This window comes from Pseudomonas botevensis, from assembly GCF_019145475.1.
GTDB lineage: Bacteria > Pseudomonadota > Gammaproteobacteria > Pseudomonadales > Pseudomonadaceae > Aquipseudomonas > Aquipseudomonas botevensis.
In genome coordinates this window covers 25796-42936 of record NZ_JAHTKI010000015.1, presented here as the reverse complement: position 1 = coordinate 42936, position 17141 = coordinate 25796, and the positions used below count along the sequence as shown (strand labels likewise).

13 protein-coding genes are annotated in these 17141 nt (G+C 63.7%); 2 read left to right on the top strand and 11 right to left on the bottom strand.

Going from position 1 to position 17141, the window contains the following annotated elements:
• Window positions 1-48: 48 nt before the first annotated feature.
• On the bottom strand, window positions 49-1176 hold the full coding sequence (locus KVQ74_RS18915; RefSeq protein ID WP_217832688.1) for a sensor histidine kinase: 1128 nt from the start codon (window positions 1174-1176) through the stop codon (window positions 49-51).
• 127 nt (window positions 1177-1303) lie between these two features.
• On the opposite strand from KVQ74_RS18915, the gene KVQ74_RS29610 reads away from it, so the two are divergent.
• Window positions 1304-2212, top strand: a complete 909-nt coding sequence (locus KVQ74_RS29610) for a dermonecrotic toxin domain-containing protein (protein WP_217832687.1) — start codon at window positions 1304-1306, stop codon at window positions 2210-2212.
• 141 nt (window positions 2213-2353) lie between these two features.
• Window positions 2354-8314 (top strand): NEL-type E3 ubiquitin ligase domain-containing protein, encoded by a 5961-nt coding sequence (locus KVQ74_RS18905; RefSeq protein WP_217832686.1) that lies wholly within the window; start codon window positions 2354-2356, stop codon window positions 8312-8314.
• Between the two features lie 66 nt (window positions 8315-8380).
• Here KVQ74_RS18905 and ureC read toward each other — a convergent pair whose 3' ends face one another.
• The 10 genes from ureC to urtB all read right to left on the bottom strand — a co-directional run bounded on the left by ureC (window position 8381) and on the right by urtB (window position 17076).
• Entirely contained in the window at window positions 8381-10081 is a 1701-nt protein-coding gene (ureC, locus tag KVQ74_RS18900) for an urease subunit alpha (protein WP_217832685.1), read from the bottom strand.
• A gap of 201 nt (window positions 10082-10282) precedes the next feature.
• Complete coding sequence (locus KVQ74_RS18895) at window positions 10283-10588, bottom strand: urease subunit beta (RefSeq protein WP_217832684.1); 306 nt, start codon at window positions 10586-10588, stop codon at window positions 10283-10285.
• Window positions 10588-11121: a GNAT family N-acetyltransferase gene (locus KVQ74_RS18890; RefSeq protein WP_217832683.1), complete on the bottom strand. Its 534-nt coding sequence runs from the start codon at window positions 11119-11121 to the stop codon at window positions 10588-10590. The genes KVQ74_RS18895 and KVQ74_RS18890 overlap by 1 nt, the downstream gene beginning before the upstream one ends.
• Before the next feature lie 6 nt (window positions 11122-11127).
• Window positions 11128-11661 carry a GNAT family N-acetyltransferase gene (locus KVQ74_RS18885; RefSeq protein ID WP_217832682.1) on the bottom strand — a complete coding sequence of 178 codons (534 nt, stop codon included), beginning with the start codon at window positions 11659-11661 and terminating at the stop codon, window positions 11128-11130.
• Window positions 11662-11669: 8 nt separating this feature from the next.
• The gene (ureA, locus tag KVQ74_RS18880; protein ID WP_217832681.1) at window positions 11670-11972 is read right to left on the bottom strand and encodes an urease subunit gamma; all 303 of its coding nucleotides are present in this window, start codon (window positions 11970-11972) and stop codon (window positions 11670-11672) included.
• A 32-nt stretch (window positions 11973-12004) separates the two neighbouring features.
• Entirely contained in the window at window positions 12005-12844 is an 840-nt protein-coding gene (locus tag KVQ74_RS18875) for an urease accessory protein UreD (protein ID WP_217832680.1), read from the bottom strand.
• A gap of 43 nt (window positions 12845-12887) precedes the next feature.
• Complete coding sequence (urtE, locus tag KVQ74_RS18870; protein ID WP_217832679.1) at window positions 12888-13586, bottom strand: urea ABC transporter ATP-binding subunit UrtE; 699 nt, start codon at window positions 13584-13586, stop codon at window positions 12888-12890.
• A gap of 39 nt (window positions 13587-13625) precedes the next feature.
• Window positions 13626-14498 carry an urea ABC transporter ATP-binding protein UrtD gene (gene urtD, locus KVQ74_RS18865; protein WP_217832678.1) on the bottom strand — a complete coding sequence of 291 codons (873 nt, stop codon included), beginning with the start codon at window positions 14496-14498 and terminating at the stop codon, window positions 13626-13628.
• Window positions 14495-15574 carry an urea ABC transporter permease subunit UrtC gene (gene urtC / locus KVQ74_RS18860; RefSeq protein ID WP_217832677.1) on the bottom strand — a complete coding sequence of 360 codons (1080 nt, stop codon included), beginning with the start codon at window positions 15572-15574 and terminating at the stop codon, window positions 14495-14497. The genes urtD and urtC overlap by 4 nt, the downstream gene beginning before the upstream one ends.
• On the bottom strand, window positions 15574-17076 hold the full coding sequence (urtB, locus tag KVQ74_RS18855; protein WP_217832676.1) for an urea ABC transporter permease subunit UrtB: 1503 nt from the start codon (window positions 17074-17076) through the stop codon (window positions 15574-15576). The genes urtC and urtB overlap by 1 nt, the downstream gene beginning before the upstream one ends.
• Window positions 17077-17141 lie beyond the last annotated feature (65 nt).

The window sequence follows — 17141 nt, the reverse complement described above, 5'->3', positions numbered from 1 at the left end:
TTCTGAGGATTTGTGGTTGTCCGCCCCGGCCCCTTCACGGTCTCGCGCCTAAATCTTTTTCGGCAGCACCACGGTAAACACCGTCCCCTCCGCTGCGCTCGAACTGACCTCGATCGTGCCGCCATGGGCGGTCACCACTTCCTTGACGATAAACAAGCCTAACCCGAGGCTGGTCGATGGCTGGCCAAGTTCTTCGTCGGCGCTGCGCACCAGCGGATCGAAGATGGTCCCGATGGCTTCTTCCGGAATCGGCGTGCCGTCGTTATGCACGGTGAGGCGGATCGTTTCACTGTCGCCGCGCAGATCGAGTTTCAGCTCACGCGGGTCTTCACCATGCTGCAAAGCGTTGCCGATCAGATTCTGCAATAACTGATCGAGGCGTCCGGCATCCCAGGTGCCCCGGGTGTCGCCACTGACGGTCAGGGTCGGATCGCATTGCGGATTGCCGGCGCAGGCTTCGGCCATGGCCGCGCGGGTGGCATCGGCCAGGTCCATCGGTTCGGGGCTGATCGGCAGGCTCTTGCCCAGGCGGCTGCGCACCAGTTCGAGCAAATCGCTGACCATCGCCGCCATGTGCCGCGAGCCCTGCTGGATATTGCGTGCACAGTTCAGCGCATCGTCGGTGAGGCTGGCCTTGCGCATCAGCAGTTCGATGGACATGGTCACCGCCTGCAACGGCGCACGCAGGTCGTGGCCGAGGATCGCCAGGAAGATATCCCTGGAGTGATCGACCTGCTCGGCGTAGGCGGCGGTGGATTCGGCCAGGGCTTCGTCGATGGCTTCGTTGAAACGGATCATGTCCTGCAGATACGCCATGTCCGGTGCTTCCAGGCTGTTGACCCACAGGCGAATGACACAGGCGCGCAGATGGCGGAATTCGGAGGTCATCTGCACCAGATCGAAACCCACGGTATGCCGCAGTTCACCGTGGCTGGCGCCGGCCCGGTCGAGGCTCGGGGTCTTCTCCGGGCCTTCGCCCTTGGCTTTGGCGAGTTGTTCGCTGGCGGTCTGCTCGCTGCTCATGTCCCGGGCGGCGGCGAGCAAAATGGCCCTGGCGTGATCGCGCAGCGCTGTGCGGTCGAGGTTTTCCGCCGCCGGGGTCAGGGTGCGGGCGAATTGCTCCCATTCTTCGACGATGCGATCCACGTGTTGCCTGATGAATTCGGGTAAACGCATGGCCACCGTTCCTGAATATTCGCCCTGGACGAATCGAATAGTAGTCCCTTTGGCGGATATAACTATGTACCGCCGACCGGTCGCCCGGACATGGTGTTCTGACGCTCCATTTCAAAGGAGCGACGCGATGTCCAACGACCCTGATTCCACCCCGACGGCGAGCGCGGAGCGCAAACCGGCGGCCACCCGCAGCATCCATGGCGACCTGCTGGAGAAGGCCATTCCCGGCTGGCTGACCGACGCCACCCCGGAACGCCGCGCGGCACTCAAACAGGCCGCCGCGCCGTTGCCGCCCTGGTATCTGCAAGCCTCGGCGAGCCGACGCCAGGCCTTCAACGAAGCCCTCAGCGCCAGCTTCAGCGCCCAGACCCGGCTGGACAAGGCCATGAGCTGGCTGCAAGACATCGACACCTTCGCCGCGCCGCTGTTGAGCAAGGCCCTGAAGGAGCGCTTCAACGTCGAACTGGACGTCCACAAGACCTTCCTGCAACTGCGCAAACCCCTGGAGCTGGGCATCCTCGGCATCGACATCAGCAGCTTCGACGTCCTCAAGTTGCCGCTGTTGCAGGCCGCGCTGCACAACTTCGAGGAATCGGAGTGCGAGCGCGGCGCGTTTCACCAGTCCTCCGGGTTTCAGGTCCAGGGCGCCAGGGCGGGGCTGATGGAGGCGGTCAGCACCTCGTTGACCGTCGAGCAGTTCACCGGCCTGTGCCGCACGCTGGATATCGGCGCGAAGTATCAGGCCTACCTCAAGGAACACCTGCATCCCGAAGACAGCGTCAGCGAGGCGGTGCTGCGGGAAAAATTCTCCAGCGCACAGAAGACCGCCCTGCGTGCGGCGGCCGAACGGGCGCTGCTGCAAAAGGACATCGAACCGAAGGATTACGCCTCGATCCTGGAAATCATCGACGGCAATCTGCAGCCTTACCAGGGCAAGAAGCAGATCTGGTTTCGCGACCTGAACCTGATGAACCGGCGAATGACCGGCTGCATGTGGTTCACCATCAGCGAGAAGTACCGCTACACCGACGAGTAGCTGATCTACATCCCCAATGACCCGGATCATCCACTCAAGCGCTACAACCCGACCCAGACCCGCGAGCTGTTCAAGCAGCGCTTCACCGCCGGTGCGCAAGGCGCAGGGCCGACGCCTTATCAGCGCTTCTTCAGCCAGTTCGTGGCCTACGCCGACCTTCCTTACTATTTCAGCCAGTTCACCCAGGACACCCCGGAGCAGAGCTTCGACGAAAAACTCACCCCCTATGCCTCGTTGCTCAATGAGCTGCTCAAGGGTGCCAACCCGTTCGGGCTGCTGTTCGGGGTAGACGAATTGCCGCCGACGCCAGCCGTTCGCCAGGTGCCCAACGATGATCCCTATCTCCGGCCGGGAAGCCAGACCCGTCGGGGCGACGGGCCGGGGTTGTGGGCGGAAAACGTCGATCCGTTTCAGTACCTGTTCGATGAGTACCGCCGAAAACTGATCGACGACGCCCGCCATCACGCGGTGCCGACGGCGGATGTCGACGCGAGGGTGCGTTCGCAGAAATTCGCCACGTTGCTCAATGCCGGGATGCTGGTGCTGACGACCGCTTCGATGTTCGTGCCGGTGCTGGGCGAAGTGATGATGGGCGTGATGACTTATCCGATCCTGCAAGAGGCGTTTGCCGGGGTCATCGAGTGGAGCGAGGGCGATCGCAAGGCTGCGCGGGAGCACCTGCTGGATGTCGCGCAGAACCTGGCATTGATCGCGCTCACGGCCGGGGCGGGCAAGGCGCTGGCGAAGTGGGTAGCGGTCAGGCCCGAGCCGCTGATCGAGGACCTGCATCAAGTGACGCTGCCTGATGGCAAGACCCGCTTGTGGAAAGCCGACTTGCAAGGCTATGAGTCCGCCGTGGGCTTCACCGCCGACTTCACGCCCGATGCTCGCGGCCAGTACCTCCTTAATGGCAAGCATTACATCCGCATGGGCGGCAAGACCTACGAGCAGTTCTACGACACGACAGCCGGCAAATGGCGGATCAGGCACCCCAGCGATGCACAGGCCTGTCAACCGCTGCTGACCCACAACCACGCCGGTGCCTGGCGCCTGGCCCAGGAACGGCCACTGGCCTGGGACCGGCTGACCTTGCTGCGCCGCATCGGGCACAGCGTCGAGGCCTGGTCCGACGAGGAGCTGCTGCGGATCGGCGAGATCAGCGGATTGAGCGACAGCGCGTTGCGCAAGATGCACATGGATAACGCCCTGCCACCGCCGCAACTGGCGGAGGCCATGCGCCTGTTCGACGCCGACCGTGGGGTCGGGCAATTGATCGAGCAAGTGGCGAGCGGGCAATCCGCCGGCAGCCACTATCTGAGCATCCTGCCGTTGATGAGCAAGATGCCGCGCTGGCCCCAGGGCCGGGTGCTGGAAGTGTTCGAGCAGGCTGACCTGTCGGGCGCCTCGGTCAAGTACGGCAGCGAGCGCCTGGTGCCGACTGCGCCGATCAAACCGTCGATCCGTATCAGCCGTGCCGATGTTCGCAGCGGCGAATTACTGGCGCGGATTCTGGCGGCGCTCGATGAGTCGGAGATTGTCCGCCTGCTCGGTGGCGAGGGTGCGCGGGTCTACGACCTGCGGCCAGAAGAATTCAGAAAGCAGATCGCCGATTACGTGCGGACTCGTCGTCCGGTGCTGTTCGAAAGCCTTTACCAGGGCACGGGGCCGCTGGATGCGCGGGTCGGCAAATTGCAGCGGGTCTGTCCGGGACTCAGCGAGCCGGCGGCGCAAGCCGTTCTGGCGCAGAGCGATAGCGCAACGCTCGCGCGGTTGGACAGCGGCCAGCGGGTGCCGTTGCCCCTGCAGGAAATGGCGCGCTGGTATGCCCGTGAAGGGCGCCTGACCCGCGCATTCGGCGGCCTTTATCGGCAAAGCATGGCGCTGCCCGACAGCGCCCGCCTGGCCCTGCACTCGCTGGAAAAACTGCCGGGCTGGCCGGACAACCTGCGTCTGGAAATCCGTGACGGCGGTATCGAAGGGCGACTGATCGACGGCATCGGCAGCGAGACGGCTGGTGAACGCAAATATCTGGTCAAGCGCGGGCCGTCTTATCAGGCGTTCAACGAACGTGGCGAAAGCCTGAACTCGATGTCTCGCTACGAGGACAACTTCTATTCCTCGATCATGCATGCCCTGCCGGACAGCGCCCGCCGTTCGCTGGGGCTCGCCGAGGTCGGCAGAAGCGCCGACCTGCAGCGAGCAATCATCGATTACGCCACGGCTCATCGCGAAGCGTCCTTGCAAGTGCTGGACGAGGCTGCTGGCCGCAAGCGCTGGTTCAAGCCACCGCAGCGGATCTCCGCCACCCAGGTCGGTTACCCGGCCAGCGGCGAGTTTACCGGGATGGTCGCGGCACTGGTGCCACGGGTGCGTGACGTCTACCCGGGTCTGCTGGACGAACAGGCCTCGCAGTTTGTGCTCTCACACTTGCGCTCGGGCAAGACCGAGCAGCAGATCCTGCATCTGCTCAACAACCGGATGCGCGAGTGGGAGGCCATGGAAACCACGCTGAACCAATGGGTGGCAGAGGTCTCCGGGGCGCACGTATCGACCGTGGCCGGGCGCGAGTTCATTGCCCAGAGCTTCAAGACCAGCTGGCGCATGTCGCCGCTGGCCGACGAGTTTGTGCAGTTTCGCGGACTCAACGTCGTCTCGGGACAAGCCCTGCCGGCCTTGACCGCCGACTTCTCGCATGTGCGCGAGCTGATCCTGATGGGGCCGGGGGCAAGTCAATTGCTGCCGTGTTTCCCCAATGTCGAAGTGCTGAATTTTGCCGCACCCGAAATCGCGGCAAATGAACTGTTTGATGCCTTGGCACCGCTGAAAAATCTCAAGGAGCTGAATCTCGGCCTGCACTCCCTGCACGGCATATCGGAGCATTGGGGGCGGTTGCCGAATCTCCAGGCTCTGGAGTTGTTGGTGCAGCGCGGCGGCGTGGCGGCCGAGGCCTCGGAACGGCTCGATCTCAGTGCCCTGCGCCAGTTGCGTCACCTTGAGGTAAACGATGAGCAGATGCGCGAATGGCCCGACGGCGTACTGAGCCTGCCGCATCTGGAGCTGCTGGATCTGCGCCACACCGGAATCGCCCATCTGCCTGCCGACATTCATGTCGGTCACGAGCAACTGTTGAGCGGCCTGTCGCTGGACTGGTCGAGGTTCTCCCGTGAAGCCTTCCGTCCGGTGTATGAGCAATTCAGCCGACAACCCCAGCGGGCCGGCGATCTGGACGGCATGCTCAAGAGTTACTGTCGCGGGCAATTCATGGGTTTTGGCGGGGATTTGCCCAGTTTCTATGAAGATCTGACCCAGCCATTCGTCGAGAGCTGGCCGGACAACCAGGCGCGTTACGCCGCCATCGAAAAACTCGCGGACCAGTACGCTCAGCTCAAGCAGATGGAGGCATGGGTCGCCGATCCGTTCGATCGTCAGGATGGCGGCTATGTGCGAGCGTCGATGGCCAATGTCCTGAAAACCAACTGGCGCGCCGGGCTGTTGCAACGCTACGGCTCAGTCATGAGTGGACGGCTCAACCTGTTTGCTGCCGGCCAGGCTGCGGTTCTCGAGCTGGGGGCTGTCGGCGTGGAAACGTTACCGCTGTTGCCGGCCGAGGGGTTCACCCATGTGACCTTGCTGCGGATCAAGGACCTGCGAGCGCCAGTGGCGCCGCTGCGCGAATTCCTCAGGACGTTCAGCAACGTCAAGGCGCTGGAGTTAAAGGATTGCGGCCTGTCCGAACTGCCGTTGCAGGCGGGCGATATTGCCGGTCTCGAACATTTGAACCTGCAGGGCAACCCGCTCGCTACCGTGGACGTCAGCGCGCTGACGGGACTCCAGTCCCTCGACCTGACCCGCACACCGCTCTCGCAATGGCCGACCGGCGCGGAACACCTGTCGCAACTGACGTCGCTGGACCTGCGCGGCAGCCGGATCAGTTCGATCCCGCCCACGGCGCTCGCGCGGGATGAGCTGGTGATCGCAGCCAATCTGACCGACGCCGCCCTGACTCCACAGGCCCGCACCGGGCTGGCAGCGGCCAGGTTGCGGATCGAACAGGCCAGGGGCATGGAAGAAGGCACGCTGCTGCGGTTTGCCCACCAGGCGGTGCCTTCTGAGTTCCCGCCCAGGGAAAACGCCATGACCCTCCTGCGCAGGCTGTTGCCGCTGCCGCCGACCATCGAACCCGGTTCCGGCACCCCCTGGCTGGTCAGGCGCCTGCAAGGCCTGGACCCGGGAATTTCCAGCACATGGGGCGAAGAGATCCTTGAGCGGATGCGCGGCGCCGGTACGACCGATGCGCAGATCGCCGAGCGACTGGACAACTGGCAGCGCGAACTCGAAGCCTTGACCCGTCGCTTGAACGACTGGCTGTACATCCGCGAAGTCAGCGGCGAGGGCTGGCTCGTGTCGTCCCACACCCGCCGTCTGGCGGCGCAACGTATCGTGCGTTGCTGGCGCGATCGGTTGAGCGGCGTAGCGGGGCCTGTCGGCCACGAACTGGGCCTGGACGGTTTGCAACTCGGTGACCTGCCGCGCCTGCCGGTGAGCTTCAACGATGTGAATGAGCTGAACCTCACCGGCACACGAATCTCCGAGCAGGGCTCCAATGACTTCCTGCGCGCATTCCCCAACCTGCGCACGCTCAATCTCAGCGGTCAGGCCCTGGAAGCATTGCCCGGTGCGGTCACACAGATGAACGCTTTGCAGCGTCTGGAGCTTTCCAGTACAGGCATCCAGGATCCGGCGTCGCTGTACTTTTCCCTGGCAATCCATGAAAACCTGCGCTGGCTGGATCTGAGCCATGACCTGCTGGAAACCTTCAGCGTCGAGAACTTCGAGCACCTGCAAGGCCTGGATCTGCGCAACAACCGCCTGAGCGACTGGCCTGACGGCGTGCTGGAATCCACCTCGCTGACCACGCTGAACCTCAGCGGCAACGACATCGTGTCGATTCCCGATCAGGCACTGGACGGTACGCACGAAGCACTGATGGCCGGCACCGATCTGTCGGACAACCACAACCTGTCGCTGGAGTCGTTGCAGCGCTTGTTCGTCTACACGCAGGAGGAGGATCGCGGTCCGGTGCTGGGCATTCCTTTCGCCGACATCGAGCGGATGATGGACGACTACGTCAGCGAGTCCGGATCGATCTCCTATGACGGCAACGACACCGATACCCTCAACGTCAGCGAAGATGATTTTTCGGCTCCCCGCGAGGAGGACGAGGTCATCCCCGAACTGCTCGCTCAGGCATTGTCCCGGCAAATGGAACCCTGGTTGCGGGACGTTTTGCCGGAGGACATCGAGCATTACCGTGCGGTCTGGGAGCGTGTCGCGGCCGAGCCGGACAACGGCAACTTCTTCAACTTGCTGAGCGAGATGCGCGATACGCAGGAGTTCAAGCAGCATCGCTCCGATCTGACCCGGCGAATCTGGAGTGTCATGGAGGCGGCGGACAGCTTCGCCGATCTGCGCCAGAGCCTGTTCGACCTGGCGCGCACCCACACCACGTGTGTGGACGGTCGCACGCTGGCGCTCAGCGAGATCGAGGTCAAGGTCTACGTACACAACGCCTTGTTGCAGGTCGAGCCGGGCCTGGAGCAGAAGGGCCGTGCGCTGCTGGAGCTGTCGCGACGGCTGTTCCGACTGGATGAAGTGGAAAGCCTGGCCCGTCAGGCGGCAACCCACGACCTCGATCCCGCCGAAGTACGCTTGCAGTACCGCATCGGCATGACCGATGGCTGGCCGGACGGGCTGACTTTACCGGGGCAACCGAGGGCCATGAAGTTCCGCCGTCCCCTGGATGGCAGTCATCTGATCGATGCCCGTCAGCAGGTGCTGAATGCCGAGCAGTCGGAGCGCTTCTTCGAGGTGTTGATCGGTCGCGGTTACTGGGTCGACTACCTCAAGGAGAAATACCCGCAGGCCTTCGCCGAACTCAAGCAGCGCGCCGATACCAATCTGGAACGCCTCGAGGATGAACACGACGATCTGGCCAGCGACGCCTACAGCGAGCGTCTGCAAATGCTGGAGATCGAGCGCTCGACCGAGCTGAATCTGAAACTGCTCGAGCTGTCACGCCAGGAGGTACAGGACAACGCCTGACCGGCGTTAACCAGTGAATACGGCAACGGGGCCGACGTGCATGGCATGTCGGCCCCGCTGCTTTTTTCAGAAGAGGAAATAGCGCTGGGCCATCGGCAGGGTTTCTGCCGGCTCGCACCACAGCAACACGCCGTCGGCCTTGACCTGATAGGTCTGTGGATCGACATCGATGTCCGGCAGGTAATCGTTGTGGATCAGATCGGTTTTCTGCACCTCGCGGCAACCTTTGACCACGGCGATTTTCTTCTTCAGGCCCAACGCTTCGGGCAAACCCGCCGCCTGCGCGGCCTGGCTGATGAACGTCAGGCTGGTGGCGTGCAACGAGCCGCCGTAACTGGCGAACATCGGTCGGTAATGCACCGGCTGCGGGGTCGGGATCGAGGCGTTGGCGTCGCCCATCAGGCTGGCGGCGATGGCGCCGCCCTTGAGAATCAGCGTCGGTTTCACCCCGAAAAACGCCGGACGCCAGAGCACCAGATCGGCCCACTTGCCCACTTCCACCGAACCCACTTCATGGCTGATGCCATGGGTGATCGCCGGGTTGATCGTGTATTTGGCGATGTAGCGTTTGGCGCGGAAGTTGTCGTTGCCCTCGCCATCCAGCGGCAGCGGGCCACGCTGCTTTTTCATCTTGTCGGCGGTCTGCCAGGTGCGCGTGATGACTTCGCCGACCCGGCCCATGGCCTGGCTGTCGGAGCTGATCATCGAGAACGCGCCGAGGTCGTGGAGGATGTCTTCGGCGGCGATCGTTTCGCGGCGGATGCGGCTTTCGGCGAACGCCACGTCTTCGGCGATGCTCGGGTCGAGGTGGTGGCAGACCATCAGCATGTCGAGGTGTTCGTCGATGGTGTTGCGGGTGAACGGCCGGGTCGGATTGGTCGAACTCGGCAGCACGTTGGCGAAACCGCAGGCCTTGATGATGTCCGGCGCATGACCGCCGCCGGCACCTTCTGTGTGGTAGGTGTGGATGGTGCGGCCCTTGAATGCGCCGAGGGTGGTTTCGACGAAGCCGGATTCGTTGAGGGTGTCGGTGTGGATCGCCACCTGCACGTCGTACTGGTCGGCGACGCTCAGGCAGTTGTCGATGCTCGCCGGGGTGGTGCCCCAGTCTTCGTGCAGCTTGAGGCCGATGGCGCCGGCCTTGACCTGCTCGATCAAAGGCTCGGGCAGGCTGGCGTTGCCCTTGCCGGTGAGGCCGATGTTCATCGGGAACGCATCGGCGGCCTGGAGCATGCGCGCCAGATGCCATGGCCCGGACGTGCAGGTGGTGGCGTTGGTGCCGGTGGCCGGCCCCGTGCCGCCGCCGATCATGGTGGTGACGCCGCTCATCAGCGCCTCTTCGATCTGCTGCGGGCAGATGAAGTGAATGTGGGTATCGATACCGCCGGCGGTGAGGATCATGCCTTCGCCGGCGATCACTTCAGTGCTGGCGCCGATGGCGATGGTCACGTTCGGCTGGATGTCCGGGTTGCCGGCCTTGCCGATGGCGGCGATGCGCCCGTCCTTGAGGCCGACGTCAGCCTTGACGATGCCCCAGTGGTCGACGATCAGCGCGTTGGTGATCAGGGTGTCGACCACTTCGGCGGCGAGCAACTGGCTCTGGCCCTGACCGTCGCGGATCACTTTGCCGCCACCGAATTTCACTTCTTCGCCGTAGGTGGTGAAGTCCTGCTCGACTTCGATCCACAGCTCGGTGTCGGCCAGGCGCACCTTGTCGCCGACCGTGGGGCCGAACATGTCGGCGTAGGCTTGTCTCGAGATTTTCATGTGCGTCCTTCAGGAAAATAGGGGTGAGCCATCGACCCTCACCCTGACCCTCTCCCGGAGGGAGAGGGGACTGATCGCGTGTTTCTTTCGACATACTTCGACCTGAATTGTCGAGTCGAACTCAGGGGGCTGAAACACCCCCAATCGGCGCCCTCTCCCGCCGGGAGAGGGCTGGGGTGAGGGGCAGCGGTACACGCGGACTCAGAGGTCACCCATGACCCGCCCGGCAAACCCGAACACCCGGCGCCTGCCGGCCAGTTCGACCAACTCCACCTCGCGGCTCTGCCCCGGCTCGAAGCGCACCGCTGTCCCCGCCGGAATGTTCAAGCGCATGCCACGGCTGGCGGCACGATCGAAGGTCAGGGCGTCGTTGGTTTCGAAGAAGTGGTAGTGCGAGCCGACCTGAATCGGCCGGTCGCCGCTGTTCGCCACCTTCAGGCTGACGGTACGGCGGCCGACGTTGAGTTCGATGTCGCCGGGCTGGATCTGATACTCACCGGGAATCATCACTGGGCTCCTTGCAGGATCTTGTAATAAAGGGCCGTCGGGCGGTAGGTGCCGTTCGGGTCGCAGGCGTAATCGGGGATTTCCCCGGCGCGGGTGTAGCCCTGGGCTTTGTAGAAATCTTCGGCGGGGGAGCCGGCCTCGGTGTCGAGGTAGAGCATGCCGCGTTTGTGCTGACCGGCCGCCAGCTCCAGGGCCTGCATCAGTTGCTGGCCCAGACCGCGCCGCCGCGCGTGTTCGCGCACCAACAGTTTCTGCACCTCGGCGCGGTTCAGGCCATTAGCCTTCTGGCACAGGTTCAATTGCACGCTGGCCTGCACCTGTTCGTCCTTGACCACCACCCACAGCAACACGCTGCCCTTGCCGAGGTTGTCCTGAACCTCGTCGAAATAGGCGCGGGCCTGTGCCGCATCGAGGTCGGCCATGAAGCCGACACTGGCGCCGTAACCCACCGCGTCGAGCAGCAGGTCGATCAGGCCCTGACGATAGTGCGCAAAACTTTCGGCATTGACGCGTCGCAGTTGGGCGGGGTTCATCGGGTGTCACTCCTTGTTGGCGGGCGGCGGTTCCGCGCCAGGATTGAGGGTCAGTTGCATGAAGGTCAGGTCGAGCCAGCGGCCGAACTTGGTGCCGACCTGCGGCATCTGCCCGGTGGTGATGAACCCGACGCGCTCGTGCAGACGAATCGACGCCGCATTGCCGCTCTCGATGGCGGCGACCATCACATGTTTGTCGCAGGTTTTCGCCCGCTCGATCAGCGCGCTCATCAGGCGCGGGCCGAGGCCGTTGCCGCGTTGGTCGCTGCGCACGTAGACCGAATGCTCGACGGTGTGGCGGAAGCCGTCGAACGGCCGCCAGTCACCGAACGAAGCGTAGCCGAGGGTGGCGTCATCGGCGTCGACGATCACCAGGATCGGATAACCCTGGGCCTGGCGGGCGGCGAACCATGCCTGGCGGTTGCCGAGGTCGACCGGGTTTTCGTTCCAGATCGCCGTGGTGTTGAGCACGGCGTCGTTGTAGATGTCGCGGATCGCCGGCAGATCGGCGTGTACGGCATCGCGAAGGGTGTAAGTCATGACGCGCCTCAGACGATCGGTTGGTGAACGGTGACCAGTTTGGTGCCGTCGGGGAAGGTGGCTTCGACCTGGATCTCCGGGATCATTTCCGGGATGCCTTCCATCACCTGGTCGCGGTTGAGCAGGGTAGTGCCGTAGTGCATCAGCTCGGCCACGGTCTGGCCGTCACGGGCGCCTTCGAGCAGCGCGGCAGAGATGTAGGCCATGGCTTCCGGATAATTGAGCTTCACGCCACGGGCCAGTCGACGCTCGGCGACGAGGCCGGCAGTGAAGATCAACAGCTTGTCTTTTTCGCGTGGGGTCAGGTCCATCGTAGAAATCCATTATCGGCAGTTGAAGAAAATCAGGTGTTCCAGATTCGGGGTGGCAAGGCTTCGCGGCCAAGCAGAGCAGGTCTGAGCAGGCGCCAGAGTTCGATCAGCCACGCCCGTGCCTGCAACGCCTCACCCGCCAGGCAACGCGCAACCAGCAAACCCGGCAACTGCGTCAGATCCCCGCGCACCGCATGCCCCAGTGAACGGCAGCGCTCCAGCAGTTCAGCATCGATTTCACCGCTCACCAGCAAGGTCGCAAACACCGGATGGCCATCCAGTCCGATCGGCGAATCGAGCAAACCGTCATTGCCGACAATGCGCTGGCGTTCATGCCAGAGCAATCGACCGTCGCGGCGAATATCCAGGTGCGCCTGGAAATGCCCGAGATCGAAACGCTCGCCGCTGGCCGGGCGACCGAGGGCCACCACGTCCCAGTAGAACAGCCGCGCATCACCCTCAAGCTCAATCGAGGTGCTGAGTTCGGCCTGGGCGGCGCTGTAGACGATGGTTTCCTGGGGCAGCCACTCCAGTGTCGCGCCCGCTGCCACGTTCAGTTCGAGTTTCTGATAGGCCGGCCCGGCCGCGCGATACCACTTGGCGGCGCCGGGGCTGGTGATCTGCGCCCAGGCGTCGCGCTCGACGCGGGCGCTGATGTCCAATCGATCACCGCCGGCAATCCCGCCCGGCGGATGGACGATGATGTGCTGGCAGACCTGCGGCCCTTCGGCGTACAGATGCTTCTGCACCCGCAGCGGACCGAGATGCCGGCGCCGGACCGGGCGCGTGCAATCGCCGAAGCGCGCGTAGGCCAGTTCCAGCTCGGCGTGCCAGCTCGGGGTAAACAGGGCAGTGGTCAAAGGTAAATTCATGGTTCGTGGTTATCGTTAGGAAGCTACAGATTAGACCGTTGTCTTAAATAGTGACTAGCCCGCGCACACCTTCGGCTTCCATATTTTCGCCGCGCCCCTGCTGCACGATCTCGCCCCGGGACATCACCAGGTACTGATCGGCCAGTTCGGCGGCGAAATCGTAGAACTGCTCCACCAGCAGAATCGCCATGTCGCCGCGCGCCGCGAGCTTCTTGATCACGGCGCCGATCTCCTTGATCACCGACGGCTGGATGCCTTCGGTGGGTTCGTCGAGGATCAGCAGCCGTGGACGACTGGCCAGGGCGCGGCCGATGGCCAGTTGTTGTTGCTGGCCGCCGGACAGGTCGCCGCCGCGTCGTTGTTTCATTTGCAGCAGCACCGGGAACAATTCGTAGATGAACGCCGGCACCTCTTTGGCTTCGCTGCCGGGAAACTGCGACAGGCCCATCAGCAGGTTTTCCTCGACGGTCAGCCGGCCGAAGATCTCCCGGCCCTGGGGTACGTAGGCGATCCCGGCGTGAACCCGCTGGTGCGGCTTGAACGTGGTGATCGGCTTGCCTTCCCAGTTCACCGCGCCTTCTTTCGCTGGCAGCAGACCCATCAGGCACTTGAGCAGGGTGGTCTTGCCCACGCCGTTGCGCCCGAGCAGGCAGGTGACTTCGCCGACCTTCACGTCAAACGTCAGGCCGCGCAGGATGTGGCTACCGCCGTAGTATTGGTGCAGCTTGTCGACTTGCAGCATTTGCAGTGTCTCCTCAAATCCCCACCGGTCCGGTGAGCTTCAGCGGCCGAGATAGACCTCGATCACCCGCTCGTTGTCCTGCACCTGTTCCAGCGATCCTTCGGCCAGCACACTGCCCTGGTGCAACACCGTGACGTGGTCGGCGATCGAGCCGACGAAGCCCATGTCGTGCTCCACCACCATCAGCGAATGCTTGCCGGCGAGGCTTTTGAACAGTTCGGCGGTGAATTCGGTTTCGGCGTCGGTCATGCCCGCCACCGGTTCGTCGAGCAGCAGCAGTTGCGGGTCCTGCATCAGCAACATGCCGATTTCCAGAAACTGCTTCTGGCCGTGGGACAACAGTCCCGCCGGACGATTGACCGAGGACGTGAGGCGAATGGTGTCCAGCACTTCACTGATCCGGTCCCGCTGCTCGCCGCTCAGCCGCGCACGCAAACTGGCCCACACCGACTTGTCGGTCTTCTGCGCCAGCTCGAGATTTTCGAACACGCTCAGGGCTTCGAACACCGTCGGCTTCTGGAACTTGCGCCCGATGCCGGCCTGGGCGATCTGCACTTCGCTCATCTGCGTCAGGTCCAGGGTTTCGCCGAACCAGGCCTTGCCGTGGCTGGGCCGGGTCTTGCCGGTGATCACGTCCATCAGGGTGGTCTTGCCCGCACCGTTGGGGCCGATTATGCAGCGCAATTCGCCGACGCCGATGTACAGGTTCAGAGCGTTCAGGGCCTTGAAGCCATCGAAGCTGACGCTGATGTCCTCCAGGGTCAGGATCGTGCCGTGACGGGTGTTCAGCCCCGGCCCGACCCGCTGGCCGAGGCCCAGCGAATCGCGGCTGGTGCCGGCGTCGCGGTTGGGTTCCAGTGGCGGGAAGAAGGCCGGTTCCAGCATGAATTCAGCGCTCGCCGTGATTCTCATTGCTCACCTCGTTTCTTCAGCAGACCGATCACGCCCTTGGGCAAATACAGGGTCACGACGATGAACAGCGCGCCGAGAAAGAACAGCCAGTATTCGGGAAAGGCTACGGTGAACCAGCTCTTCATGCCGTTGACCACACCGGCGCCGAGCAATGGCCCGATCAGCGTGCCGCGTCCGCCGAGGGCCACCCATACGGCGGCTTCGATGGAGTTGGTCGGCGACATTTCGCCGGGGTTGATGATCCCTACCTGCGGCACGTACAACGCCCCGGCCAGACCGCACAACACCGCGCTCAAGACCCAGACGAACAGCTTGAAACCGCGCGGGTCGTAGCCGCAGAACATCAGGCGGTTTTCCGCATCGCGCAGCGCGGTCAGCACCCGGCCGAACTTGCTCCGCGCCAGACGCCAGCCGATGAACAGGCTCGCCACCAGCAATGCCACGGTCGCCAGAAACAACGCCGCGCGGGTCCCCGGTTCGGTGATGCCGAAGCCGAGGATCGAACGGAAATTGGTGAAGCCGTTGTTGCCGCCGAAGCCGGTTTCGTTGCGGAAAAACAGCAGCATGCCGGCGAAAGTCAGGGCCTGGGTCATGATCGAGAAGTACACGCCCTTGATTCGCGAGCGAAAGGCAAAGAAGCCGAACACCAGCGCCAGCAACCCCGGCGCCAGGACCACCAGGCACATGGCCCAGAGGAAGTGTTCGGTGCCGGCCCAGTACCACGGCAATTCGCTCCACGACAGAAAGGTCATGAACGCCGGCAAGCCATCGCCGGCCGCCTGACGCATCAGGTACATGCCCATCGCATAACCGCCGAGGGCGAAGAACAGGCCATGACCGAGAGACAGTAGGCCGGCGTAACCCCAGACCAGATCCAGCGCCAGTGCGACGATGGCGTAGCAGAGAATCTTGCCGACCAGGGTCAGGGTGTACGCCGAGACGTGCAGCGCACTGTCCGCCGGCAACAGCGACAGCAACGGCAGGGCGATCAACAGCGCGAGGATCACCATGCCTGCTGCGATCGTGGCTTTCGGGCCGGCCTTTTGCGTGGCGGTAATGAGAAGTGGCTGGTTCATCAGTCGATCACCCGTCCTTTCAGTGCGAAGAGGCCTTGCGGACGTTTCTGGATGAACAGAATGATCAGCGCGAGGATCAGGATCTTGCCGAGCACCGCACCGATCTGCGGTTCGAGAATCTTGTTGGCGATGCCCAGGCCGAAGGCCGCGAACACGCTGCCGGCCAGTTGTCCGACGCCGCCGAGCACCACTACCAGGAACGAGTCGATGATGTAGCTCTGGCCCAGGTCCGGGCCGACGTTGCCGATCTGGCTCAACGCGACACCGCCGAGCCCGGCGATGCCGGAGCCGAGGCCGAAGGCGAGCATGTCGACGCGGCCGGTGGGCACGCCGCAGCAGGCGGCCATGTTGCGGTTCTGGGTGACCGCACGCACGTTCAGGCCGAGGCGGGTCTTGTTCAGCAGCAGCCAGGTGAGGGCGACCACGAACAAGGCGAAGGCAATGATCACGATGCGGTTGTACGGCAGCACCAGATTCGGCAGTACCTGAATGCCGCCGGACAGCCACGCCGGGTTCGCCACTTCGACGTTCTGCGCGCCGAACACCAGGCGCACCAGTTGAATCAGCATCAGGCTGATGCCCCAGGTGGCGAGCAGGGTTTCCAGCGGGCGGCCGTAGAGGTGACGGATCACCGTGCGTTCCAGGGCCATGCCGATGGCCGCGGTGACGAAGAACGCCACCGGTAGCGCGATCAACGGGTAGAACTCGATGGCCTGTGGCGCGTAGCGCTGGAACATCAGTTGCACGACGTAGGTCGAGTAGGCGCCGAGCATCAGCATTTCGCCGTGGGCCATGTTGATCACCCCGAGCAGGCCGAAGGTGATCGCCAGACCGAGTGCGGCCAGCAGCAGGATCGAACCGAGGGACATGCCGCTGAACGCCTGACCGAGGACTTCGCCGACCAGCAGTTTGCGTTTGACCTGGGCGAGGCTGGTTTCGGCGGCGGTGCGCACGTTGGCATCGGCTTCGACGCCGGGTTCGAGCAAACCTTCGAGGCGGGTGCGGGCCAGCGGGTCGCCGGTTTCACCGAGCAAGCGCACGGCTGCGAGGCGCACCGCCGGGTCAGGGTCGACCAGTTGTAGGTTGGCGAGCGCCAGGCTGAGGGCGGCGTGGACGCTTTCGTCTTTTTCGCCAGCCAGTTGCTGGTCGAGGAATTTCAGCTGCGCCGGTTTGGCACTTTTCTGCAATTGCTGCGCGGCGGTCAGACGGGTTTTGGCGTCGTCGGCGAGCAATTGGTGGCTGGCCAGTGCGGTGTCGATCAGACCCCGCAGGCGGTTGTTCAGGCGCAGGGTCTTGGGTTGGCCGTCGACGGTCAGCTCGCCTTGTTGCAGGGCGTTGATCAGTTCGACACGGGCCGGATCGGGCTGCGCGGCCCAGGCTTCCAGCAGTTTGGCCTGCTGTGTCGGGTTGGCGGCGACGAAGTCTTCGGCGTCCCCGGCGTGGGTGACCATCGGCAGCAGGAGCGCGATGGCAAGGATGAAGCGGTGGAGGGCAGTGGGCATGGTGGTGTCCTGTTCAACCGCCCCCTCACCCTGACCCTCTCCCGGAGGGAGGGGACTGACCTAGG